Annotated in this window: 21 protein-coding genes; 18 read left to right on the plus strand and 3 right to left on the minus strand. The window is 74.6% G+C overall.

What is annotated here, in order from left to right; translation table 11 throughout:
* Window positions 1-85 precede the first annotated feature (85 nt).
* The 6 genes from IE106_RS17865 to holA all read left to right on the plus strand — a co-directional run bounded on the left by IE106_RS17865 (window position 86) and on the right by holA (window position 7220).
* Window positions 86-934, plus strand: a complete 849-nt coding sequence (locus tag IE106_RS17865; protein ID WP_189535179.1) for a hypothetical protein — start codon at window positions 86-88, stop codon at window positions 932-934.
* Window positions 935-1000: 66 nt separating this feature from the next.
* The gene (locus tag IE106_RS17870; protein WP_189535181.1) at window positions 1001-1846 is read left to right on the plus strand and encodes a DegV family protein; all 846 of its coding nucleotides are present in this window, start codon (window positions 1001-1003) and stop codon (window positions 1844-1846) included.
* Between the two features lie 111 nt (window positions 1847-1957).
* The gene (locus IE106_RS30985; RefSeq protein WP_189535183.1) at window positions 1958-3109 is read left to right on the plus strand and encodes a ComEA family DNA-binding protein; all 1152 of its coding nucleotides are present in this window, start codon (window positions 1958-1960) and stop codon (window positions 3107-3109) included.
* A gap of 47 nt (window positions 3110-3156) precedes the next feature.
* A complete protein-coding gene (locus IE106_RS17880) occupies window positions 3157-5676 on the plus strand; it encodes a ComEC/Rec2 family competence protein (protein WP_229840572.1) in 2520 nt (839 codons plus the stop codon).
* Between the two features lie 74 nt (window positions 5677-5750).
* The gene (locus tag IE106_RS17885) at window positions 5751-6023 is read left to right on the plus strand and encodes a hypothetical protein (RefSeq protein ID WP_189535185.1); all 273 of its coding nucleotides are present in this window, start codon (window positions 5751-5753) and stop codon (window positions 6021-6023) included.
* A gap of 213 nt (window positions 6024-6236) precedes the next feature.
* A complete protein-coding gene (holA, locus tag IE106_RS17890; protein WP_189535187.1) occupies window positions 6237-7220 on the plus strand; it encodes a DNA polymerase III subunit delta in 984 nt (327 codons plus the stop codon).
* 691 nt (window positions 7221-7911) lie between these two features.
* Here the strand turns inward: holA and rpsT are convergent.
* Complete coding sequence (gene rpsT, locus IE106_RS17895) at window positions 7912-8178, minus strand: 30S ribosomal protein S20 (protein WP_189535189.1); 267 nt, start codon at window positions 8176-8178, stop codon at window positions 7912-7914.
* 218 nt (window positions 8179-8396) lie between these two features.
* Between rpsT and lepA the strand changes: the two genes are divergently transcribed.
* From lepA to hemW, 3 genes are all read left to right on the plus strand, one after another.
* Complete coding sequence (gene lepA / locus IE106_RS17900; protein ID WP_189535191.1) at window positions 8397-10265, plus strand: translation elongation factor 4; 1869 nt, start codon at window positions 8397-8399, stop codon at window positions 10263-10265.
* Window positions 10266-10564: 299 nt separating this feature from the next.
* Window positions 10565-12454: an AMP-dependent synthetase/ligase gene (locus IE106_RS17905; RefSeq protein ID WP_189535193.1), complete on the plus strand. Its 1890-nt coding sequence runs from the start codon at window positions 10565-10567 to the stop codon at window positions 12452-12454.
* 168 nt (window positions 12455-12622) lie between these two features.
* Complete coding sequence (gene hemW / locus IE106_RS17910) at window positions 12623-13855, plus strand: radical SAM family heme chaperone HemW (RefSeq protein ID WP_189535195.1); 1233 nt, start codon at window positions 12623-12625, stop codon at window positions 13853-13855.
* Window positions 13856-13858: 3 nt separating this feature from the next.
* Here hemW and IE106_RS17915 read toward each other — a convergent pair whose 3' ends face one another.
* Window positions 13859-14665, minus strand: coding sequence for a DUF3097 domain-containing protein (locus IE106_RS17915; RefSeq protein WP_189535197.1), 807 nt, complete (start codon window positions 14663-14665; stop codon window positions 13859-13861).
* A 10-nt stretch (window positions 14666-14675) separates the two neighbouring features.
* Window positions 14676-15413, minus strand: a complete 738-nt coding sequence (locus IE106_RS17920) for an MBL fold metallo-hydrolase (RefSeq protein WP_189535199.1) — start codon at window positions 15411-15413, stop codon at window positions 14676-14678.
* Window positions 15414-15608: 195 nt separating this feature from the next.
* On the opposite strand from IE106_RS17920, the gene hrcA reads away from it, so the two are divergent.
* The 9 genes from hrcA (at window position 15609) to IE106_RS17965 (ending at window position 24390) form a co-directional block, all read left to right on the plus strand.
* Window positions 15609-16625 carry a heat-inducible transcriptional repressor HrcA gene (gene hrcA / locus IE106_RS17925; protein WP_189535879.1) on the plus strand — a complete coding sequence of 339 codons (1017 nt, stop codon included), beginning with the start codon at window positions 15609-15611 and terminating at the stop codon, window positions 16623-16625.
* Complete coding sequence (gene dnaJ, locus IE106_RS17930; RefSeq protein WP_189535201.1) at window positions 16626-17762, plus strand: molecular chaperone DnaJ; 1137 nt, start codon at window positions 16626-16628, stop codon at window positions 17760-17762. It begins immediately after the preceding gene.
* 145 nt (window positions 17763-17907) lie between these two features.
* Window positions 17908-18981, plus strand: a complete 1074-nt coding sequence (locus IE106_RS17935; protein ID WP_189535203.1) for a nitronate monooxygenase — start codon at window positions 17908-17910, stop codon at window positions 18979-18981.
* Entirely contained in the window at window positions 18978-19721 is a 744-nt protein-coding gene (locus IE106_RS17940) for a 16S rRNA (uracil(1498)-N(3))-methyltransferase (protein ID WP_189535205.1), read from the plus strand. Before IE106_RS17935 ends, IE106_RS17940 begins: the two co-directional genes overlap by 4 nt.
* Window positions 19722-19788: 67 nt before the next feature.
* Complete coding sequence (locus IE106_RS17945) at window positions 19789-20148, plus strand: histidine triad nucleotide-binding protein (protein WP_189535207.1); 360 nt, start codon at window positions 19789-19791, stop codon at window positions 20146-20148.
* A 5-nt stretch (window positions 20149-20153) separates the two neighbouring features.
* Window positions 20154-21059, plus strand: a complete 906-nt coding sequence (locus IE106_RS17950) for a ribonuclease Z (RefSeq protein ID WP_189535209.1) — start codon at window positions 20154-20156, stop codon at window positions 21057-21059.
* A gap of 11 nt (window positions 21060-21070) precedes the next feature.
* A complete protein-coding gene (locus IE106_RS17955) occupies window positions 21071-22075 on the plus strand; it encodes an adenosine deaminase (RefSeq protein ID WP_189535212.1) in 1005 nt (334 codons plus the stop codon).
* Window positions 22076-22156: 81 nt separating this feature from the next.
* Window positions 22157-23278 carry a PfkB family carbohydrate kinase gene (locus IE106_RS17960; protein ID WP_229840574.1) on the plus strand — a complete coding sequence of 374 codons (1122 nt, stop codon included), beginning with the start codon at window positions 22157-22159 and terminating at the stop codon, window positions 23276-23278.
* A 116-nt stretch (window positions 23279-23394) separates the two neighbouring features.
* On the plus strand, window positions 23395-24390 hold the full coding sequence (locus tag IE106_RS17965) for a PhoH family protein (RefSeq protein ID WP_189535214.1): 996 nt from the start codon (window positions 23395-23397) through the stop codon (window positions 24388-24390).
* The last annotated feature ends 28 nt before the right edge of the window (window positions 24391-24418 follow it).

Raw genomic sequence — 24418 nt, forward strand, 5'->3', positions numbered from 1 at the left:
GGGGGCGGGTTCGGGGGTTTCCGGAACCCTCGACCCGCCCCTCGGCGTTTACCGTGGAGGGAACACACGACGACGAGGGGACTCCATGACAGCCGCGATCGTGATCCTGGCGCTGCTTTTCGTCGCCTTCGTCGCGCTCGGCGTGTACGCGGGCGTGAAGGCGGTCAAGGCCGCCAAGCGCGGCGTCGACCGCACCCTCACACAGGCCCGGCGCACGGTCGAGGACACCACCCTCCGCGCCAAGAGCTACGGACAGGGCGGCGTCCCGGGGGAGCTGGCGCAGCTGCGGCTGTCCCTGCGCACCTCCATGCGGGCCACGCAGGAGGCCCTGGAGGCCGGCGCCCCGGAGGACGCCTCGCTCCAGGAGTCGCTGGCGCTGTTCCGGCGGCTCAGCGCCCACGGGCACGAGTTGGACGAGGAGCTCAGGCGGCTGGAGCGCGACCCGGACAGGGCCAAGGTCGCCGAGCGGCTGGAGGGGCTGCGGGAGCGCACGCGGCGGATCACGGACTCCGCCGACTCCCTGCGCTGGGCGGCCAGGGACCGGGCGCAGAGGTTCGCCCAGGACGACCTGGACCTGCTCAGCACGCAGATCGACGTGGAGGCCGGCGCGCTGCGCCACTGGACGGACCCGGAGACCCCCGACCCGGCGGACCGCGGTGAGCCGAAGGCGGCGCCCGGGCAGGGACGAGGTGCGGCGGACACCGCCGCACCGCGGCACGACCGCACCCGGGTGGCGTGGCCGGAGCCGGTGGACGCCCCCACCCCCGCCCAGACCTGGCCCGCCGAGGCGGGCGCGGACGGGGAGGCGGACGCCCGTCGGGATGCCGGGGGCGGCCCGGCCGACGGGTCCCGGCCGGCCATCACCGCGCGGGACCCGCGCCTCGGCACCGGCTACCCCTGGCAGAAGTCGGCGCGTCCCGAGACCACCAACTGACCGCACCGGCCGAGGCGGACGGGCCCGGGCTGCCCTCCGCCGCCGCCTGCGGGTAACCTCCCGGTCATGTCCCGCCATGTCGCGATCGTCACCGATTCCACGGCCTACCTGCCGCCGCAGACGATGGGGCGGCACGGTATCACCGCGGTACCGCTGACCGTCGTCCTGGGCGACAGGGCCCTGGAGGAGGGCACCGAGATCTCGGCCCGCTCCCTCGCCCAGGCCCTGCAGAAGCGACGCTCCGTCACCACCTCCCGGCCCAGCCCGGAGATGTTCGCCGCCCACTACCGCGAGGTCGCCGCGGAAGGCGCCACCGGGATCGTCTCGCTGCACCTGTCGGCCGAACTGTCCGGCACGTACGAGGCGGCGCTGCTCGCGGCGCGGGAGGCGCCGGTGCCGGTGCGGGTCGTCGACACCGGCATGATCGCCATGGCGCTGGGCTTCTGCGCCGTCGCGGCCGCCGAGGCCGCGCAGGCGGACTGCGGTCTGGACGAGGTCGTGGCGGCCGCGGAGAAGCGTGCCTCCGGCACCTCCGCGTACTTCTACGTCGACACCCTCGACTACCTCCGGCGCGGCGGGCGCATCGGGGCCGCCCGGGCCCTGCTCGGCTCGGCGCTGGCCGTGAAACCCCTGCTGGAACTGAGCGGCGGGCGCATCGAACCGAGGGAGAAGGTGCGCACCGCGTCGAGGGCCATCGCCCGGCTCGAGGAGATCGCCGTCGAACGGGCGGGCCGCGCCCCCGTCGACATCGCCGTGCACCACCTCGCCGCCGCCGAGCGGGCCGACACGCTCGCCGGGCACCTGCGCGACCGCGTACCGGGCCTGGCCGACCTCCATGTCAGCGAGGTCGGCGCGGTGATCGGCGCGCACACCGGGCCGGGGCTCCTGGGCGTGGTCGTCTCCCAGCGGTGACCCCGCCCGCCTCACCCTTCCGGGTGGCCGTGTTTTCCACAACTGCCGGGTTGTCCACGGAAATCGGCACGCCACAGCGGAATCGCACGGATGTGTCTACCGTGCTGTGACATGACGACGCGAACACGCTCCGTGATCAGGCGTGCGGGGGTCTCCCCCCGCGCCTCCCTCTCCACCCGCCCCTCCGCGACGAGCGGGCCGGGCCGGGCCCGCGGCTCCGACGGCCGGGCGCGCGGTCACACGGCCGGAAGGGGCCGGGGCCGGCACCGCGCCGGAGACCCCAAGCCCCCCGCCGCCGCGCCACCCGCGTCGGCCGTCAGGGACAGGGCGGACGCACTGATGGCGGGCACCGACCCGCCGCGCCCGCCCGCCGGGTCCCTGGCGCCTCCCGGGGCACTGACACCTCCCGGCACTCCGGCGCCCGCCGGGGCACCGACGCCCCCTGGGGCTTCGGCGTCCCCGCACGCGCCGTCCGCGGCCCCTCCGGCCGGGGCGCCGTCCACGGCCTCCCCGGCCGGGGCGAGGGAGCGGTGGGGGATCGCGCTGCGTGAGCGGTTACCCGTGTGGGTGCAGGTGAGGTGTGGGCTCGAACGCCGCACGCTGGGCGCCCTGGCCGTCGTCCTGGTCGCGGGGGCGGTGCTCGCCGGGCACTTCTTCTGGACCGGCCGCCCCGAGACGGTGCACGCCCCCGAGGTGGTCGGGCGCGCGGCGACCGCGGTGACCGCGCCGGCGGACCCACCCGCGCCGGCGGGCCTCCCGCAGGACACCCCTGCCACCGCGCCCCCCGGCTCGCCGCCGACGGCGGGACCACCCCCGTCCGTGGTCGTCGTCGACGTGGGCGGCAGGGTACGGCGGCCCGGCGTGCTGCGGCTCCCGATGGGCGCCCGCGTCGTCGACGCGCTCCGCGCCGCCGGCGGCGTCCCGCCGGGCACGGACACGACCGGGCTCAACAGGGCGCGCGTCCTGGTGGACGGCGAACACGTCCTGGTCGGTGTCCCGGCAGCCGCCGGCCCGCCCGGAGCCCCACCGGTGACGGCCCCGCAGGGAGCCACCGGAGCGGGTACGGCGGAAGGCCCGGTCAGCCTCAACACCGCCACCGTCGAACAACTCGACACCCTGCCCGGTGTGGGACCGGTCCTCGCCCGCCACATCATCGAGCACCGCGCCCGGCACGGCGGCTTCCGCTCGGTCGAGGAACTGCGCCAGGTCCACGGCATCGGCGCCCGCCGCTTCGCCGACCTCCGCCCCCGCGTACGGCTGTGACGCCCGGTCAGGCACCGCCGACGGTGCTCGGCACGACGGGCGGCCCCGTGACCGGATCCGGTGGCGGGCCTCCTCCGGCACCCCGCGCCGCGGTCCACAGCGCGTCGGGCAACCGGCTGGGGGCCGCCGACCCCCGGCAGGAAGGACCGGCCGACCTGCGGCTGGTGGCGCCCGCCCTGGCGGCATGGGCCGCGGCGGCGCTCGCCCTGGGACTCCCCGGCCGGTGGACGGCGACCGGCGTCGCCCTGTGCGGCGCCGTGGCGGCAGCCCTCCTCCTGGGCAGGCGGCCGGGGCACGCGCCGGGGCCCGGCCGGCGGCGGGGGAACGCCACCGCGTGCGCCGCCGTGCTGCTGTGCGCCGCCGCCGGCGCGACCTCGGCCGGGCTGCACGGGGCGGACCTGCGACGCGGACCGGTCCCCGCGCTGGCGGGGGAGCACGCGACGGTCACCGCCGAGGTGACGGTCCGCTCCGACGCGCGGCCCGTCGTCCCGCGGGTGCGCGGCGACCGGCAGATGCCCCCCTCCGTCGTCCTGAACGCGGAGGTGACGCGGGTGACGGCGCCGGACGGGACGGCCACACGGGTCCGCACGCCGGTCCTCGTGATGGCACGCCCCGGGAAAGGGGGACGGGACGGCCGTGCCTGGCTGCGGCTGCTGCCGTCCACCACCCTGCACGTGACCGGACGGCTCGCACCGCCGCGCCGCTCCGGCGACCCCTTCGCCGCCGTGCTGTACGCCGACACGGGGCCGCCCCGGGTCACCGGACCGCCGAGCGCCCTGCACCGCACGGCCGGGCGACTGCGCGCCGGGCTGCGCGAAGCGACCGACGGACTGCCGCCGGACGCACGCGCGTTGCTGCCCGGCCTGGTCGTCGGCGACACCTCACGGATCCCCGAGGACCTGCACCGGGCGTTCGAGGCGACGGACCTGACCCACCTGCTGGCGGTCTCCGGCAGCAACCTGACCATCGTGCTGCTGCTGCTCATCGGGCCCGCCGGTACGGCGTCGAGCGCCGAGCGGGGCGGAATCGCGCCCCGCCTGGGCGTCTCGCTGCGGGGGACGGCACTGCTGGGCGGGGCCCTGACACTGGCGTTCGTGGTGGTGTGCCGGCCCGAGCCGAGCGTGCTGCGCGCCGCCGCGTGCGGGTTGATCACCCTGCTCGCCATCGGCACCGGGCGACGCCGGTCACTGCTCCCCGCCCTCGCCGGGGCCGTCCTGCTGCTGGTGCTGTACGAGCCGTGGCTGGCCCGCAGCTACGGGTTCCTGCTGTCCGTCCTGGCGACCGGCGCGCTCCTCACGATCGCCCCGCGCTGGAGCACCGCCCTCCGGGCGCGCGGAGTCCCGCCGCGCGTCGCGGAGGCCCTGGCCGCCGTGGCGGCCGCACAGGCGGTGTGCGCGCCGGTGGTGGCCGTCTTCGCGGCCCGGGTGAGCCTGGTGGCGATTCCCTGCAACCTGTTCGCCGAACTGGCGGTCGCACCGGCCACGGTGCTCGGGTTCGCCGCGCTGGGGAGCGCCCCCCTGGCCATGCCGGTGGCCCGGCTGCTCGCCGAGTGCGCGGCCTGGCCCGCCGGATGGGTGGCGTCCGTCGCGCGGACCGGGGCCTCCCTGCCCGGGGCGCAGGCGGACTGGCCGGGCGGCTGGCGGGGCGGGCTGCTGCTGGCCGCCGTGACCGCGGTGCTGCTGCTCGCGGTGCGCCGGCTGCCGTACCGGCCGTGGGTGGCCGCCGGCTGCGTCGGGGCGCTGCTGCTCGCCGTGGTGCGGCCCGTGCCGCTCGTCCGGGTCGTCACCGGATGGCCGCCGCCCGGCTGGGTGTTCGCGATGTGCGACGTGGGCCAGGGCGACGCCACGGCCCTGGCGGCCGGGGACGGCACGGCCGTCGTGGTCGACGCGGGACCCGACCCCGAGCCGGTGGACCGGTGCCTGCGGGACCTGGGCGTCAGCCGCGTGCCGCTCGTGCTGCTCACCCACTTCCACGCCGACCACGTGGCCGGGCTGCCGGGCGTGCTGCGCGGCCGGACCGTGGGGGCGATCCAGACGACCGGGCTCCTCGACCCGCCCGGTCAGGCCGCGTTCGTCCACCGGACGGCCGCCGCGGCGCACGTCCCCGTGATCCACGCGGCGCCCGGGGAGCGGCGCCGGACCGGGCCGCTCGACTGGCAGGTGCTGTGGCCCGTGCCCGTCGCCGGGTTCGCCCCGGAGGGGCCCAACGACGCCAGCGTCACCCTGCTCGTCCGCACCCGCGGGGTGACCCTGCTGCTCCTCGGCGATCTGGAGCCACCGTCCCAGCGGGGCCTCTCGCGGGCCCACCCCGCGCTGCCCAGGGTCGACGTCCTCAAGGTCGCGCACCACGGCTCGGCGCACCAGGACCCCGAACTGCTCGGCAGGGCGCGGCCCCGGCTCGCCCTGGTGTCGGCCGGGCGGGACAACCCGTACGGGCACCCGTCGCCCCGTACGCTCGACGCCCTCCGGGAGGCGGGCGCGGCCGTGCTGCGCACCGACCGGGACGGCGCCATCGCGGTGACCGGCTCCGGCCGGGACCTGCGGGCGGTCGCCCGCCACCCGCCGTAGGCGCCGGGCGGGCGCCGGTGCACTGGGCCGTACCTGGAGGTCCACCGTGGAGGAGGGGGTTGAACAATGGTGCCGTGAACGCAGTGAACGAAGAGAACCGCACCGACGACGTCAGGCACGTACTGGTCCTGCCCGACCGGGACACGGCCGAGGAGGCCGCGGAGGCGCTCGCCGACCGCTACGAGCTGGACGAGGAGCCCCAGCTGGTACGGGACGCCCTCGCCGGGGAGGACGACGCCGAGGACGCCCAGTGGCTCCTGGTGATCGAGGACCCGGACGGCCGGCTGTCCGCGGTGGAGATGGACGACTTCGCCGCCGAGTGGGACGGCTGGCGCGAGGAGCCGTAGGCGGACCGGCGGCGCGGGACGCGGCCGGACCGGCGCGTTCGTCCGGAGGGGCGGGGACGTGTTCCGGGCGGCGCGCGGCCGGGCCGACGGCCCGACCGGTACGGGTGGTGACGGTCCGACCGGTACGGGCGGTGGCGGACGGCGCGGGTGGACGGCGGCGGAGGGTGCGGTGGGCGGGACGGGGTGTCGGTGGGCCGTGGGATGCTGGGCGTGATGGCTGCCAAGAAATCGACCGACGACCCGCTCGCCTCCGTCACCCTCGCCGTGGGCCAGGAGGACCTGCTGCTGGACCGCGCCGTCCAGCAGGTGGTGGCGGCCGCACGGGCCGCCGACGCCGACACGGACGTGCGCGACCTGACCGCCGACCAGCTCCAGCCCGGCGGTCTGGCCGAGCTGACGAGCCCGTCGCTGTTCGCCGAGCGCAAGGTCCTGATCGTGCGCAACGCGCAGGACCTGTCAGCGGACACGGTCAAGGACGTCAAGGCGTACATCGCCGCGCCCGTGGAGGAGATCAGCCTCGTCCTCCTCCACCCGGGCGGCGCCAAGGGCAAGGGCCTGCTGGACGCGGCCCGCAAGGCGGGCGCGCGTGAGGTGGCGTGCCCCAAGACCACCAAGCCGGCGGAGCGCCTGACCTTCGTGCGGCAGGAGTTCCGGACGCTGGGGCGGTCGGCCACGCCGGAGGCGTGCCAGGCGCTCGTCGACGCGATCGGCAGTGACCTGCGGGAGCTCGCCAGCGCGGTCTCCCAGCTCACGGCGGACGTCGAGGGCACGATCGACGAGTCCGTCGTCGGCCGCTACTACACGGGCCGGGCCGAGGCGTCCAGCTTCAACGTCGCCGACCGCGCCGTGGAGGGGCGGACGGCCGAGGCCCTGGAGGCGCTGCGCTGGTCCCTCTCGACCGGGGTGGCGCCCGTACTGATCACCAGCGCCCTGGCGCAGGGCGTGCGGGCCATCGGCAAGCTCTCCTCCGCGCGGGGCGGGCGGCCCGCCGACCTCGCCCGCGAGCTGGGCATGCCGCCGTGGAAGATCGACCGCGTACGGCAGCAGATGCGCGGCTGGACGCCCGACGGCGTGGCCGTGGCCCTGCGGGCCGTCGCCGAGGCCGACGCGGGCGTCAAGGGCGGCGGTGACGACCCCGAGTACGCCCTGGAGAAGGCGGTGGTCGCCATCGCCCGGGCCGCCCGCTCCCGCCGCTGACCCGGCGTCCGACGAGCCCGCTCCGGGCCCCGTGGCGGTGTCCTCGCGTGGACGCCGCCCGTGGCGCCGTCCGCACCGCGGTCCCGGCACCCTACCCGGGACGGGCCGCCGGCTCCCACCCGCCCGGCTCCGACTCCGGCCCCGGGGACCGGCCGCACGCCTCGTCCGCGAGCGCCGACCACCAGCGTCGGCCGCGAGCCTCGCTCTCAAGCACCGGCCACGGACCCCGGCCCCGGGCATCGGCCGCGAACCCCGCCCATCCGGCTCGACCCCGGCCCCGGGGACCGGCCGCCCAAGCGCCGACCACGGACCCCGGCCACGGACCCCGGCCACAGCAGAACCCAGCCACGGACCCCGGCACGGCCGCAGGCCCCCCGTCCGCCGGGCCGAACCTCCGTCCGAGCGCCACGGCGCACGCCACCCCCGGCCGGACCTGCCCCCGGCACGCCGAAGGCCCCGGCCGCCGTCTGGGAAAGAACGGGGGCCGAGGCCTTCGGGATGTTCCGGTTGAGCCCGTACCCGCGTGGCGAACGCAGGCCGCGTACGGGCTCGGGGGTGCCGGTCGGGAGCGTGGTTGAGAGGGCCCGCTGGGTCCCTTCCGGCGATCAAGTCGTCCGGTCCGTCACCCCGGGGCACAAGCCCGTGGGGGTCCGGCCGGTTCCGGGGACGACGTCCCCGGGACTACAGGAGCTCAGCCCTGCAGGGCGGCAAGCTTCGACGTCAGCGCCGACTTCTTGTTGGCGGCGGCGTTCTTGTGGATGACACCCTTGGAGACGGCCTTGTCCAGCTTGCGGGACGCCTCGCGAGTGGCCGCGGTGGCCTTCTCGACGTCGCCGGAGGCGGCGGCCTCACGGGCCTTGCGGATCGCGGTCTTGAGCGACGACTTGACGGCCTTGTTGCGCAGGCGCGCCTTCTCGTTCGTCTTGTTCCGCTTGATCTGGGACTTGATGTTCGCCACGAAAGAGCCTTTTCAGGTTCGTAAGGATTCCTCGATGTGTGCCACGCTGCTGAGAGGGCCACGAGACACAGCTGCCCAGGCTACCAGCAGCGCTTCGAGCGGCCCAAACCGAGCGCACGTCCCCGTCCGTGGGACGATGGAACCTACGTATCGATCCGACGTCGACCCGAGCAGAGACACCGGCGTACGCCCGGGCGTCTCGAGAATCAGGACCCTGCGTGCCCGCGACCCCTACCCACGTGCCCGAGCCGAGCCGTACCGACCCGGCACTGATCCGCAACTTCTGCATCATCGCGCACATCGACCACGGCAAGTCGACCCTTGCCGACCGGATGCTCCAGCTGACCGGTGTGGTCGAGCAGCGGCAGATGCGCGCTCAGTATCTCGACCGCATGGACATCGAGCGCGAGCGCGGCATCACCATCAAGTCCCAGGCGGTTCGTCTGCCCTGGGCGCCCACCGAGGGGGAGCTGCAGGGCAGGACCCACATCCTCAACATGATCGACACCCCGGGCCACGTGGACTTCACGTACGAGGTGTCGCGCTCCCTCGCCGCCTGCGAGGGCACCATCCTCCTCGTCGACGCGGCCCAGGGCATCGAGGCGCAGACCCTCGCCAACCTGTACCTGGCGATGGAGAACGACCTCGCCATCGTCCCGGTCCTCAACAAGATCGACCTCCCGGCCGCCCAGCCGGAGAAGTTCGCCGAGGAGCTGGCGAACCTGGTCGGCTGCGAGCCCGACGACGTGATGCGGGTCTCGGCGAAGACGGGCCTGGGCGTCGAGGCGCTCCTCGACCGCGTCGTCAGGGACGTCCCGGCCCCGGTCGGTGTCGCCGACGCCCCCGCCCGCGCGATGATCTTCGACTCGGTCTACGACTCGTACCGCGGTGTCGTCACCTACGTCCGTGTCGTCGACGGCCAGCTCAACAAGCGCGAGCGCATCCGCATGATGTCGACCGGCGCCACCCACGAGCTGCTGGAGATCGGCACCAACTCGCCGGAGATGCTCGCCGCCGACGGCCTCGGCGTGGGCGAGGTGGGCTACCTGATCACCGGCGTGAAGGACGTCCGCCAGTCCAAGGTGGGTGACACGATCACCAGCCAGGCCAAGGGCGCCCAGGAGGCCCTCGGCGGCTACAAGGACCCCAAGCCGATGGTGTTCTCCGGCCTCTACCCGCTGGACGGCTCGGACTACCCGGAGCTGCGCGACGCCCTCGACAAGCTCCAGCTCAACGACGCCGCCCTGGTGTACGAGCCGGAGACCTCCGCGGCCCTCGGCTTCGGCTTCCGCGTGGGCTTCCTCGGCCTGCTCCACCTCGACGTGATCCGCGAGCGCCTGGAGCGCGAGTTCGGCCTCGACCTGATCGCCACGGCGCCGAACGTGGTCTACCGGGTCGTCATGGAGGACGGCAGCGAGCACACCGTCACCAACCCGAGCGAGTTCCCCGAGGGCAAGATCAGCGAGGTGTACGAGCCGGTCGTGCGCGCCACGATCCTCGCGCCGTCCGAGTTCATCGGCTCCATCATGGAGCTGTGCCAGACCCGCCGCGGCACCCTCCTCGGCATGGACTACCTCTCCGAGGACCGCGTCGAGATCCGCTACACGCTCCCCCTCGCGGAGATCGTCTTCGACTTCTTCGACCAGCTGAAGTCCAAGACCCGCGGCTACGCCTCGCTCGACTACGAGCCCACCGGCGAGCAGAGCAGCTCCCTGGTCAAGGTGGACATCCTGCTCCACGGCGACAAGGTGGACGCCTTCTCGGCGATCACCCACAAGGACGCGGCGTACGCGTACGGCGTGCGGCTCGTCGCCAAGCTGCGCGAGCTCATCCCGCGGCAGGCGTTCGAGGTGCCCATCCAGGCCGCCATCGGCTCCCGGGTCATCGCCCGCGAGACGATCCGCGCCATCCGCAAGGACGTCCTCGCCAAGTGCTACGGCGGTGACATCTCCCGCAAGCGGAAGCTGCTGGAGAAGCAGAAGGAAGGCAAGAAGCGGATGAAGATGGTCGGCTCCGTGGAGGTCCCGCAGGAGGCCTTCATCGCGGTGCTGTCCAGCGACGAGTCCGGGGGCAAGGGCAAGAAGTAGGTCCCGACGCCCCAGCCGCTCTCCCGGGTCGCCCACCTCGGTGATCCGCTGCACGGAGGCGCCCGTTCGGATGACGGACGGGCGCCTCCGCCTTTTCACGAAGGGCCCACAGTCGTTATGAAGCGGGTATGAAGCACGCGTCCACAGCCCCTTACGCAGCGGACGACGGCGCTTTACCCTGATCCCGCTCGGTGGTTACTCGCGAGTTAAACAACCAGCCGTTGACCCGCTTTTCCCGCAGCAGTGAAGTGCCCGCGCGCCGCGCGTGCGGCATCTGCCAGGCCCGCCGGAGGACGCCCGTGAGCGACACACAGACCCAGATCGAGAACCGCCCGCCCTCCGTGGCGAGCCTCTTCCTCGAGCGGGTGGCGAAGACCCCGGACGCGGAGGCGTACCGCTACCCGGTGCCGTCCCCGGCCGGCCAGGGGCCCGACGACTGGAAGTCGCTCAGCTGGGCCCAGGCCGCGGAGCGCGTGTACGCGATCGCCGCCGGGCTCGTCGACCTCGGCGTCCGGCCCGAGGAGCGCGTCGCCCTCGCCTCCGCCACGCGCGTCGAGTGGATCCTGTGCGACCTGGGCGTCATGTGCGCCGGGGCCGCCACGACCACCGTCTACCCGCAGACCAACGCCGAGGAGTCCGCGTACATCCTCGCCGACTCCGAGAGCCGCGTCCTGATCGCCGAGGACGCCGCCCAGCTCGCGAAGGCCCGGGAGCGCCGTGCCGACCTGCCGGAACTCCGCCACGTCGTGGTGATCGACGCCGCCTCGGCGGTGCCCGCCGACGGCGACCCGGACGGCTGGGTGCTGTCCCTCGCGGACCTGGAGGAGCGCGGCAGGGCGTACCTGGAGAAGCACCCCGACGCGGTCCGGGAGCGGATCGAGGTGATCACCGCCGACCAGCTCGCCACCCTCATCTACACCTCCGGCACCACGGGCCGCCCCAAGGGCGTGCGCCTCCCGCACGACAACTGGTCGTACATGGCGAAGGCCATCGGCGCGACCGGCCTGATCCGCGACGACGACGTGCAGTACCTGTGGCTGCCGCTCGCCCACGTCTTCGGCAAGGTGCTGACCTCCGGGCAGATCGAGGTCGGCCACGTCACCGCCGTCGACGGCCGCATCGACAAGATCATCGAGAACCTGCCGGTCGTCCAGCCGACGTACATGGCGGCCGTGCCCCGCATCTTCGAGAAGGTCTACAACGGCGTCGCCGCGAAGGCCCGCGCCGGCGGCCCCGCCAAGTACCGGATCTTCCAGTGGGCGGCCGGCGTCGCCCGCGACCACGCCAAGGCCACCCAGGACAGCTTCCGCCGCACCGGCCGGGCGAAGGCGCCCCTGGGCCTCGCCGCGAAGCACCGGGTCGCGGACGCGCTCGTGTACTCCAAGCTGCGCGCGGCGTTCGGCGGGCGGCTGCGCGCCGCCGTGTCCGGCTCCGTCGCACTCGCCCCGGAGATCGGCTACTTCTTCTCCGGCGCCGGCATCCACATCCTGGAGGGGTACGGCCTGACGGAGTCGTCCGCCGCCTCCTTCGTGAACCCGGGCGAGGCGTACCGCACCGGCACGGTCGGCAAGCCGCTGCCCGGCTGCGAGGTGCGCATCGCGGAGGACGGCGAGATCCTGCTGCGCGGCCCCGGCATCATGGAGGGCTACCACAAGCTGCCCGAGAAGACCGCCGAGGTGCTGGAGCCGGACGGCTGGTTCCACACCGGGGACATCGGCGAACTGTCCGCCGACGGCTACCTGAGGATCACCGACCGGAAGAAGGACCTGTTCAAGACGTCCGGCGGCAAGTACGTCGCGCCGACTGAGGTCGAGGGCCACTTCAAGGCGCTGTGCCCGTTCGTCTCCAACATCGTCGTCCTCGGCGCCGACCGGAACTACTGCAGCGCGCTCATCGCGCTCGACGAGGCGGCGCTGCAGGGCTGGGCGCAGGAGCGGGGCCTCGGCGGCCGGCCGTACGCCGAGCTGGTCGCGACGCGGCAGGTCGAGGACATGGTCCAGGGGTACGTGGACCGGCTCAACGCGGGACTGCAGCGCTGGCAGACGATCAAGAAGTTCCGGCTGCTGCCGCGCGACCTCGACGTGGAGCACGGCGAGCTGACCCCGAGCCTCAAGCTGAAGCGGCCCGTGGTGGAGCGCGAGTACAAGGGCCTCATCGAGGAGATGTACGAGGGCGCCCGCGAGGCCTGACCGCCGCGGGCACCGCACCGGCCGCCCGTACGGCGCCCGCACCGACCGGCCCGTACGGCGCCCGCACCACCGGCCGGCACACCCGCCCGCACACCGGCCGGCCGCCGTCCGTCCGCCCGTCCGTCACCGCCGCGCCGCACACCGCGGCGGTGACGGACAATGGACCCCATGCCTTCCGTACTGCCCGATGGTGAGCCCGTGCCCGAGGACGGGTCCCTGCCCCCGTCCGCCCTCGACGGGCGCGCGGAGCGGCCGCTCGGGTTCTACCTGCACGTGCCGTACTGCGCGACCCGCTGCGGCTACTGCGACTTCAACACCTACACCGCCACCGAGCTGCGCGGCTCCGGCGGCGTCCTCGCCTCCCGCGACAACTACGCGGCGACCCTCGCCGACGAGGTCCGGCTCGCCCGCAAGGTCCTCGGCGACGACCCCCGCCCCGTGCGGACGGTCTTCGTCGGCGGCGGCACGCCCACGCTGCTCGCCGCGGAGGACCTCGTCCGCATGCTCGGCGCCGTCCGGGACGAGTTCGGCCTCGCGGACGACGCCGAGATCACCACGGAGGCCAACCCGGAGTCCGTCGACCCGGCATACCTGGCCGCGCTCCGCGAGGGCGGCTTCAACCGGATCTCCTTCGGCATGCAGAGCGCCCGGCGGCACGTCCTGAAGGTCCTCGACCGCACCCACACCCCCGGCCGTCCCGAGGCGTGCGTCGCCGAGGCCCGCGCCGCCGGCTTCGACCACGTCAACCTCGACCTGATCTACGGCACCCCCGGCGAGAGCGACGACGACTGGCGGGCCTCCCTCGACGCCGCGATCGGCGCCGGCCCCGACCACGTCTCCGCGTACGCGCTGATCGTCGAGGAGGGCACCGGGCTCGCCCGCCGCATCCGGCGCGGCGAGGTGCCGATGACCGACGACGACGTGCACGCCGACCGGTACCTGATCGCGGACTCCGTCCTCGCCGAGGCCGGGTTCCACTGGTACGAGGTGTCGAACTGGGCCGCCTCCGAGGCGGGCCGCTGCCTCCACAACGAGCTGTACTGGCGCGGCGCCGACTGGTGGGGCGCCGGGCCCGGCGCGCACAGCCACGTCGGCGGCGTCCGCTGGTGGAACGTGAAGCACCCCGGCGCCTACGCCGCCGCCCTCGCGGAGGGCCGTTCCCCGGGCGCCGGCCGGGAGGTCCTGACGGAGGAGGACCGCCGCGTGGAGCGCGTCCTGCTGGAGCTGCGGCTCCGGGACGGCATCCCCCTGTCGCTGCTGCGCCCGGCGGGCCTGTCCGCGGCGGAGCGCGCGGCGGGGGAGGGGCTCCTGGAGACGGGCCCCTACGCCGAGGGCCGCGCCGTCCTCACCCTGCGCGGCCGGCTGCTCGCCGACGCCGTCGTGCGGGACCTGGTGGACTGAGCGCTACGCCGGGGCCGTCACCCAGTCGATCAGCTCCTCGACCCGGCCCAGCAGCGCCGGCTCCAGGTCCCGGTACGACCGGACCCGGCCCAGGACGTGGCGCCAGGCCGCGCCGGTGTTCTCCGGCCAGCCCAGGGCCCGGCACACGCCCGTCTTCCAGTCCTGGCCGTGCGGCACGGCCGGCCAGGCCGGGATGCCCAGCGACGACGGCTTCACCGCCTGCCACACGTCGACGTACGGGTGCCCCACCACCAGGACGTGCGGGTCCGTGACCGACGCGGCGATCCGCGACTCCTTCGACCCCGGCACCAGGTGGTCCACCAGCACCCCGAGCCGGGCGTCCGGGCCGGGTCGGAAGTCGCGGACGATCGCCGGCAGGTCGTCGACGCCCTCCAGGTACTCCACGACGACGCCCTCGATGCGCAGGTCGTCGCCCCACACCTTCTCCACCAGCTCGGCGTCGTGGCGGCCCTCCACGTAGATCCGCCCCGCCCGCGCCACCCGGGCCCGCGCGCCCGGCACGGCGACCGACCCGGACGCCGTACGGGACGGCCGCGCCGGCGCGGGGGCGGCCGGGCGGACCAGGGTCACCGCGCGGCCCTCCAGCAGGAAGCCGCGCGGGACGAGCGGGAAGACCCGGTGCCTGCCGAACCGGTCCTCCAGCGTCACCGCGCCCGCCTCGCACCGCACCACCGCCCCGCAGAACCCGGTGCCGGCCTCCTCGACCACCAGGTCCGGCTCGGCGGGCACCTCCGGCACGGGGGCCTGCTTCTTCCACCGAGGGGTCAGATCCGGGTCGTAGGCACGCATGCGCCAGACGCTACGACACCGCGAACCGGCGGGCCAGCTCATCGCGTTGGGCGCGTACGAACGCGGCGTCCACCACCGCGCCGTGCCCCGGCACGTACAACGCGTCCCGCCCGCCCAGCTCCAGCAGCCGGTCCAGCGCGGCCGGCCAGCACGACGGGATCGCGTCCGGGCCCGCCTGGGGCTCGCCCGACTCCTCCACCAGGTCCCCGCAGAACACCACCTCGGGCGGCCCGTCGCCCGCCGCGCCCGGCACCAGCAGCGCCAGGTCGTGGCCCGTGTGCCCGGGCCCCACGTTCGCCAGCAGCACCTGCCGGCCGCCCAGGTCGAGCGTCCACTCGCCGCACACCAGGTGGTGCGGGTGCACCAGCACGTCCACGGCCTCGCCCGCCTCGTCCGGGGCGACGCCCTCCCGCACCGCGTCCGCCCGCAGCGCGTCCCGCTCCCGCACCAGCACCTCGTCCAGGCCCACGGCGCCGAACACCTGCGCGCCCGCGAACGCGGCGGCGCCCAGCACGTGGTCGAAGTGCGGGTGGCTCAGTGCGATGTGCGTCACGCGCCGCCCGCCCAGCAGCCCCTGGACCTGGGCGCGGATCCGCGCGCCCTCCCCCAGGGTGGAACCCGCGTCGAACAGCAGGGCGGCGTCGTCCCCGACGACCAGCCCGACCGTGGCGTCCCAGCCGGGCAGGCGCCTGCGGCCCACCCCGGCCGCGAGCCGTTCCCACCCTGACTCTTCCCAGCCGACGTCCATACCGCGACGCTATCGGCAATGCCCGCGACCGGCGCGCGGTACGGTGATCGACCGCCGTGCGCCGTCGCGCTCGTCACGTCGCCCTTGCCAGGCATTGACCTCGGCGCCGTACACTGGCCGCGGGGATGATTGGCACTCGAACACGGTGAGTGCCAGCAGACGTCAGCCGACCGGAGCCAGCTGGAGGTGCGCGCCGTGCTCAGTGAACGCAGACTCGAAGTGCTGCGCGCCATCGTCCAGGACTACGTCGGCACGGAGGAGCCCGTCGGCTCCAAGGCGCTCACCGAGCGCCACAAGCTCGGCGTGTCGCCGGCCACCGTGCGCAACGACATGGCGGTGCTGGAGGAGGAGGGCTTCATCGCCCAGCCCCACACCAGCGCCGGGCGCATCCCCACGGACAAGGGCTACCGCCTCTTCGTCGACAAGCTCGCCGGAGTCAAGCCGCTGTCGTCGCCGGAGCGCCGGGCCATCCAGAACTTCCTGGACGGCGCGGTGGACCTGGACGACGTCGTGGGGCGCACGGTCCGCCTGCTCGCCCAGCTGACCCGCCAGGTCGCGGTCGTGCAGTACCCGTCGCTGACCCGGTCGACCGTGCGCCACGTCGAGCTGCTGTCGCTGGCCCCGGCCCGGCTGATGCTCGTCCTGATCACGGACACCGGGCGGGTGGAGCAGCGCATGGTCGACTGCCCCGCCCCCTTCGGCGAGACGTCCGTCGCCGACCTGCGCGCCCGGCTGAACAGCCAGGTCGTCGGACGGCGGTTCACCGACGTGCCGCAGCTGGTGCAGGACCTCCCGGAGTCCTTCGATCCGGAGGACCGCGGGACCGTCTCCACGGTGCTCTCCACGCTGCTGGAGACGCTGGTGGAGGAGACCGAGGAGCGCCTGGTGATCGGCGGGACCGCCAATCTCACGCGCTTCGGGCACGACTTCCCGCTCACCATCCGGCCCGTGCTGGAGGCACTGGAGGAGCAGGTCGTGCTCCTCAAGCTGCTCGGTGAGGCGACGGATCCGGCCATGACCGTACGTATCGGCCACGAGAACGCCCACGAGGGGCTCAACTCCACGTCCGTCGTCGCGGTCGGCTACGGTTCGGGCGGCGAGGCGGTCGCCAAACTCGGCGTGGTCGGACCGACCCGCATGGACTACCCCGGAACGATGGGAGCGGTACGCGCAGTGGCACGTTACGTCGGACAGATCCTGGCGGAGTCGTAAGTGGCCACGGACTACTACGCCGTACTCGGCGTGCGCCGCGACGCGTCCCAGGACGAGATCAAGAAGGCATTCCGCCGGCTCGCCCGCGAGCTGCACCCGGATGTCAACCCCGATCCGAAGACGCAGGAGCGGTTCAAGGAGATCAACGCCGCCTACGAGGTGTTGTCGGACCCGCAGAAGAAGCAGGTCTACGACCTCGGCGGCGACCCCCTGTCGTCCGGCGGGGCCGGAGCGGGCGCGGGCTTCGGCGCGGGCGGCTTCGGGAACTTCTCCGACATCATGGACGCCTTCTTCGGCACGGCGTCCCAGCGCGGCCCCCGGTCGCGCACCCGCCGCGGCCAGGACGCGATGATCCGGCTGGAGATCGAGCTCGACGAGGCGGCCTTCGGCACGACGAAGGACATCCAGGTCGACACGGCCGTCGTGTGCACGACGTGCTCCGGTGAGGGCGCCGCGCCGGGCACCTCGGCGCAGACGTGCGACATGTGCCGCGGCCGCGGCGAGGTGTCGCAGGTGACGCGGTCCTTCCTGGGCCAGGTCATGACGTCCCGCCCCTGCCCGCAGTGCCAGGGCTTCGGCACGGTCGTGCCGACGCCGTGCCCCGAGTGCGCCGGCGACGGCCGGGTGCGGTCCCGCCGGACGCTCACGGTCAAGATCCCGGCCGGCGTCGACAACGGCACGCGCATCCAGCTCGCCGGCGAGGGCGAGGTCGGCCCCGGCGGCGGCCCGGCGGGCGACCTGTACGTGGAGATCCACGAGCTGCCGCACCCGGTGTTCCAGCGGCGCGGCGACGACCTGCACTGCACGGTGACGATCCCGATGACGGCGGGCGCGCTCGGCACGAAGGTGCCGCTGGAGACGCTCGACGGCATGGAGGAGGTCGACATCCGGCCGGGTACGCAGTCGGGCCAGTCGATCCCGCTGCACGGCCGCGGCGTCACGCACCTGCGCGGCGGCGGGCGCGGCGACCTGATCGTCCACGTCGAGGTCCAGACGCCCACGAAGCTGGACGCGGAGCAGGAGCGCCTGCTGCGCGACCTGGCGAAGCTGCGCGGGGAGGAACGGCCGACCGGCCAGTTCGCCCCGGGCCAGCAGGGCCTCTTCTCGCGGCTGAAGGACGCCTTCAACGGACGCTAGCGGGCCCCGGCGGCGCGCTCCGGTGGTCCGGGGCACGCCCCCGGACCACCCCGCCGCCGGCGGGCGCCCGCCGCGGCCGGGCCCGGCCGCGGCGCCCGGAACCGGGGGCTTCGAGGGGGCCGCGGGGGCGTGACACCATGCGTGCATGTCCTCCGCGCTGACCGATCTCTGCCGTTACCCGATCGTGCAGGCCCCCATGGCCGGTGGCGCCTCGTGTCCGCAGCTCGTCGCCGCCGTGTCCGAGGCGGGCGGCCTCGGCTTCCTGGCCGCCGGGTACAAGACGGCCGACGGCATGTACCGGGAGGTCCAGCAGCTCCGGGGCCTCACCGCCCGCCCCTTCGGCGTGAACCTGTTCATGCCGCAGCCGGGCCAGGCGGACGCCGCCGCCGTCGAGGTGTACCGCCAGCAGCTCGCCGGTGAGGCCGCCTGGTACGAGACACCGCTCGGCGACCCCGACGCCGGCCGGGACGACGGCTACGACGCGAAGCTGGCGATCCTCCTCGACGACCCGGTACCGGTCGTGTCCTTCACGTTCGGCTGCCCCGCGCCCGACACGCTGGCGGCCTTCGCGCGGGTGGGCACCCGCACCGTCGTGACGGTCACCGGCCCCGACGAGGCGCGGGCCGCCGAACGCGCCGGCGCCGACGCCGTGTGCGTGCAGGGCGTCGAGGCGGGCGGCCACCAGGGCACCCACCGGGACGACCCGGAGACCGAGGGCTCCGGCACCGGGCTGCTGGCGCTGATCACCCAGGTCCGCGAGGCGGTGCGGCTGCCGATGCTCGCCGCGGGGGGCCTGATGCGCGGCGGCCAGATCGCCGCCGTCCTCGCGGCGGGCGCCGAGGCCGCGCAACTGGGCACCGCGTTCCTGGTGTGCCCGGAGTCCGCCGCCGACCCGCTGCACAAGCGGGCCGTGACGGACCCGCTGTTCACCCACACCGAACTCACCCGCGCCTTCTCCGGCCGCCCCGCCCGGAGCCTGGTCAACCGGTTCGTGCGGGAGCACGGGCCGTACGCCCCGGCCGCGTACCCCGAGGTGCACCACCTGACCAGCGGCCTGCGCAAGGCCGCGGCCAGGGCGAAGGACCCGCAGGGCATGGCCCTGTGGGCCGGCCAGGGCCACCGCCTGGCCCGGGAGCTGCCCGCCGGGCAGCTCGTCGAAGTACTCCACTGCGAACTCCGGTCGGCCGTCTCCGAGCTGGCCGTGGGAGGTACGTCATGACCGCCCCCGTCTTCGTCGCCGACGACCTGACGGCCGCCGCGCCCGGCGCGGTGCTCACCCTGGACGGGCCCGAGGGCCGGCACGCCGTGTCGGTGCGCCGGCTGCGGGTCGGCGAGGAGGTCGTCCTCACGGACGGCGCCGGGCGCGGCGCGTACGGCACCGTCGCCGCCGTCGAGGGCAAGGACCGCCTCGACGTGGCCGTCGCACGGGTGCGGGACGAGCCCGCGCCCGCGCCCCGCATCACCGTCGTGCAGGCCCTGCCCAAGGGCGACCGGGGCGAACTGGCCGTCGAGACGATGACCGAGACCGGTGTCGACGCGGTCGTGCCGTGGGCGGCGTCGCGGTGCATCACCCAGTGGAAGGGCGAGCGCGGCGCGAAGGCGCTGGCGAAGTGGCGGGCCACCGCGCGCGAGGCGGGCAAGCAGTCCCGCAGGCTCCGCTTCCCGGACGTCGCGGAGGCGGCCGGCACCAGGGCGGTGGCCCGGCTGCTGGCGGACGCCGACTTCGCGGCCGTGCTGCACGAGGAGGGCGCCGAGCCGCTCGCCACCGCCCCGCTGCCCGCGACCGGCGACATCGTCCTGGTCGTCGGCCCCGAGGGCGGCGTCGCGCCCGACGAGCTCGCCGCGTTCGCGGAGGCCGGCGCCAGGCCGTACCGGCTCGGGCGGAGCGTCCTGCGCACCTCCACGGCCGGCACGGCGGCGACGGCACTCCTCCTCGGGCGCACCGGACGGTGGTCCTGAGGCGGCCCCCCGGGCGGCGATAGGGTACGGAGGTACCCGCCGTCCGAGTCGAGAGGGGGCCGCCGGCATGGCCGGAGAGCCGCGCAGCGACTGCCTGTTCTGCAAGATCGTGGTGGGGGAGGTGCCGGCGACGATCGTCCGGGAGACGGAGACCACCGTCGCCTTCCGCGACATCAACCCGCAGGCACCCACCCACGTGCTGGTCATCCCCAAGGAGCACCACGCCGACGCCGCCGCGCTCGCCGCCGCGGCGCCGGGGATCGCCGCCGACGTCCTGCGCGAGGCCGGGGAGGTCGCCGCGCAGGAGAAGACCGACGACGCCGGCTACCGGATCGTGTTCAACACGGGCGCCGGGGCCGGCCAGACCGTCTTCCACGCGCACGCCCACGTCCTCGGCGGCCGCGGCCTCGAGTGGCCCCCCGGATAGACCGCGTGTCCGTACGAGAGCTCGTCGTGCTGGGCACCGCAAGCCAGGTGCCCACACGCCACCGCAACCACAACGGCTACCTGCTCCGCTGGGACGGCGAGGGCATCCTCTTCGACCCGGGCGAGGGCACCCAGCGCCAGATGCTGCGCGCCGGGGTCGCCGCGCACGACATCGACCGGATCTGCGTCACGCACTTCCACGGCGACCACAGCCTCGGCCTCGCCGGGGTCATCCAGCGCATCAACCTGGACCAGGTCCCGCACCCCGTCACCGCCCACTACCCGGCGTCCGGGCAGCGGTTCTTCGAACGGCTGCGGTACGCCACCGCCTACCGCGAGCGCGCCGACGTCGTGGAGGCACCCGTCGCCGTCGACGGGCCCGTCGCGCGGACCCCCGGGTACACGCTGGAGGCCCGCCGCCTGTCGCACCCCGTCGAGTCGTTCGGCTACCGGCTGACGGAACCGGACGGCCGCCGCATGCTGCCCGAGCGGCTCGCGGCGCACGGCGTCAAGGGCCCCGACGTGGGCGTCCTCCAGCGGGAGGGCGTCCTGCGCGGGGTCCGGCTGGAGGACGTCAGCGAGGTACGGCCCGGCCAGCGCTTCGCCTTCGTCATGGACACCCGCCTCTGCGACGGCGTCCACGCGCTCGCCGAGGGCTGCGACCTGCTCGTCATCGAGTCGACGTTCCTCGACGAGGACACCGACCTCGCCGTCGAGCACGGCCACCTGACCGCGGGCCAGGCCGCCGCCGCCGCCCGCGACGCGGGCGTCCGGCACCTCGTCCTCACCCACTTCTCGCAACGCTACGGCGACCCGTCCGCCTTCGAACGCCAGGCCCGCGCGGCGGGGTTCGACGGCGAGCTGACCGTCGCCCAGGACCTCGTCCGCGTCCCCCTCCCCAAGCGCCCCTAGGGACCGCCGCCATGAACCTCCCCGAACACCTCCCCAAGGCGGAGCTCCACCTCCACATCGAGGGCACCCTCGAACCCGAGCTGGCCTTCGCCCTCGCCGCCCGCAACGGCGTCGACCTGCCCTACGCCGACACGGAGGAGCTGCGCCGGGCGTACCGGTTCGACGACCTCCGGTCGTTCCTCGACCTGTACTACGCGCTCATGACCGTCCTGCGCACCGCGGACGACTTCGCCGAGCTCGCCGACGCCTACCTGGCGCGGGCCGCCGCCCAGGGCGTCCGGCACGCCGAGATCTTCTTCGACCCGCAGGCCCACACCGACCGCGGCATCCCCCTCGGCACCGTCGTCGAGGGCCTCGCCCGGGCGCTGGAGCGCAGCGAGGAGCGGCACGGCGTCACCACGCAGCTGATCATGTGCTTCCTGCGGGACCGGTCCGCCGAGGCCGCGCGGGAGACCCTCGACGCCGCGAAGCCGTACCTGCGCCACATCGCCGGCGTCGGACTGGACTCGGCGGAGGTCGGCCACCCGCCCGCCGAGTTCCGCGAGGTGTACGAGGCGGCCGCCGCGCTGGGCCTGCGGAAGGTCGCCCACGCCGGCGAGGAGGGCCCGCCCTCGTACGTCCGCGAGGCCCTGGACGTCCTCGGCGTCGAGCGGATCGACCACGGGCTGCGCGCCATGGAGGACCCGGAGCTGGTGCGGCGGCTGGTGCGGGACCGGGTGCCGCTCACCCTGTGCCCGCTGTCCAACGTCCGGCTGCGCGCCGTGGACCTCCTGGAGGACCACCCGCTGAAGGCGATGATGGACGCCGGACTGCTGGTCACCGTCAACTCCGACGACCCCGCCTACTTCGGCGGATACGTGGGGGACACCTTCCACGCCGTCCGCGAGGCCCTCGCCCTCACCGAGGACGACCTGCGCCGGCTCGCCCGCAACTCCTTCGAGGCGGCGTTCCTCGACCACGACGAGGAGCTGCGCGCGCGGTACCTGGCCGAGGTCGACGCGTACACCTTCGACTGACGCGGGCGGGATCGCGGGCCGGGGCGCGCGGCGGATCGGGCACACTGGCAGAACCAGCGCCGCGCGACCGGGGAGCCCGCCGTGACCACGCCCGACCCCATCGGAGGACAGCCGTACCGGCACACCGCCGGCGTCGACCCGCTGGGTACGCTCCGCACCCCCGCGGACCCCGACTGCGACGTGTTCCTGACCGGCACGGTGTTCCTCGACATCGTCTTCACCGGCCTGGACAGCGCCCCGGCGAAGGGCACGGAGACCTGGGCGCGCGGCATGGGCTCCAGCCCCGGCGGCGTCGCCAACATGGCGACCGCCCTGGCCCGGCTGGGGCTGCGCACCTCCCTCGCCGCCGCGTTCGGTGACGACCACTACGGCGAGTACTGCTGGGACGCGCTCGAACAGGGCGAGGGCATCGACCTGTCCCGGTCGCGGACCGTGCCCGGATGGCACTCCCCGGTGACGGTGTCCATGGCCTTCGACGGCGAACGCACGATGGTGTCGCACGGTCACGAGGCGCCGCCCCCGGAGGGGTCCGTCCCCACCTGCCCGCCCCGCGCGCGGGGGGCGGTCGCCTCCCTCGTGCCCGGCCGCTCCGAGGAGTGGGTGGCGCAGGCGGCCCGCCGCCGGACGCGGATCTTCGCCGACGTGGGGTGGGACGAGACCGGCCGCTGGGACCTGGCCGCGCTGCCCGACCTGGAGCACTGCGAGGCGTTCCTGCCCAACGCCGAGGAGGCCGTGCGCTACACCCGCACCGACTGCCCGCGCGCCGCCGCCCGCGCCCTCGCCGACCGGGTGCCGCTCGCGGTGGTCACGCTCGGCGCGGACGGCGCGTACGCCGTGGACGGCGGCACGGGCGAGACGGCCGAGGTGCCGGCCATCGAGGTCGCCGCGCTGGACCCGACCGGCGCGGGGGACGTGTTCGTGGCCGGGTTCCTCACCGGCACGCTCGCCGGGTGGCCGCTCGCCGACCGGCTGGCCTTCGCCGGGCTGACGGCCGCGCTGTCGGTGCAGGAGTTCGGCGGGTCGCTGTCCGCGCCCGGCTGGGTCGAGGTCGCCGCCTGGTGGCAGTACGTCCAGGGCTGCTCCGACCAGGACCCGGCCGCGCTGCGCCGGTACGGGTTCCTCGACGCGCTGCTGCCCGCGCCCACCCGGCCCTGGCCGCTGCGCCGCGCGGTGCCGACCATCGGGTTCCGCCGGTCCCCCTGAGGCGGCGGAAAAGCCTTCTGGGTTGCGAGCCGTACGCCGTACCCTGGACGGTACAGAGGTTGTCGAGCGGCGAGAACCCTGCAACAGGAGGTATGCGCAGGCCACAGTGCCGGCCCATGACTCAGACACCCACAGACCAGGTACGAGCCCACTTCACCGTACCCGCCAAGCATCCGATGGTGACCGTGCTCGGCTCGGGCGACTCCCTGCTCCGCGTGATCGAGCGGGCGTTCCCCCGTGCCGACATCCATGTGCGGGGCAACGAGATCAGCGCGGTGGGCGAGGCCGCCGAGGTGGCCCTCATCCAGCGGCTGTTCGACGAGATGATGCTGGTGCTGCGCACGGGGCAGCCCATGACGGAGGACGCGGTGGAACGCTCGATCGCCATGCTCAAGGAGGAGACCGGGGGAGCGGCCGCGGAGACGCCGTCCGAGGTCCTCACCCAGAACATCCTCTCCAGCCGCGGGCGCACCATCCGTCCCAAGACGCTCAACCAGAAGCGGTACGTCGACGCGATCGACAAGCACACGATCGTCTTCGGCATCGGCCCGGCCGGTACCGGCAAGACCTATCTCGCCATGGCGAAGGCGGTCCAGGCCCTGCAGTCCAAGCAGGTCAACCGGATCATCCTGACCCGGCCCGCCGTCGAGGCGGGCGAGCGGCTCGGCTTCCTGCCGGGCACGCTCTACGAGAAGATCGACCCGTACCTGCGGCCGCTGTACGACGCGCTGCACGACATGCTCGACCCCGACTCGATCCCGCGCCTGATGGCGGCGGGCACGATCGAGGTCGCGCCGCTGGCGTACATGCGCGGCCGGACGCTCAACGACGCGTTCATCATCCTCGACGAGGCGCAGAACACGAACCCCGAGCAGATGAAGATGTTCCTGACCCGGCTCGGCTTCGACTCGAAGATCGTCATCACCGGTGACGTCACCCAGGTCGACCTGCCCAACGGCACCAAGAGCGGTCTGCGGCAGGTGCAGGACATCCTCGACGGCGTGCCGGACGTCCACTTCTCCCGCCTCACGTCGCACGACGTCGTACGGCACAAGCTGGTCGGCCGTATCGTCGACGCGTACGAGAAGTACGACACCCAGAACGGGCGCTGACCATCCGAAGCGAGAGACCGAACAGCAC

This window comes from Streptomyces roseolilacinus (genome assembly GCF_014649335.1).
Classification (GTDB): domain Bacteria; phylum Actinomycetota; class Actinomycetes; order Streptomycetales; family Streptomycetaceae; genus Streptomyces; species Streptomyces roseolilacinus.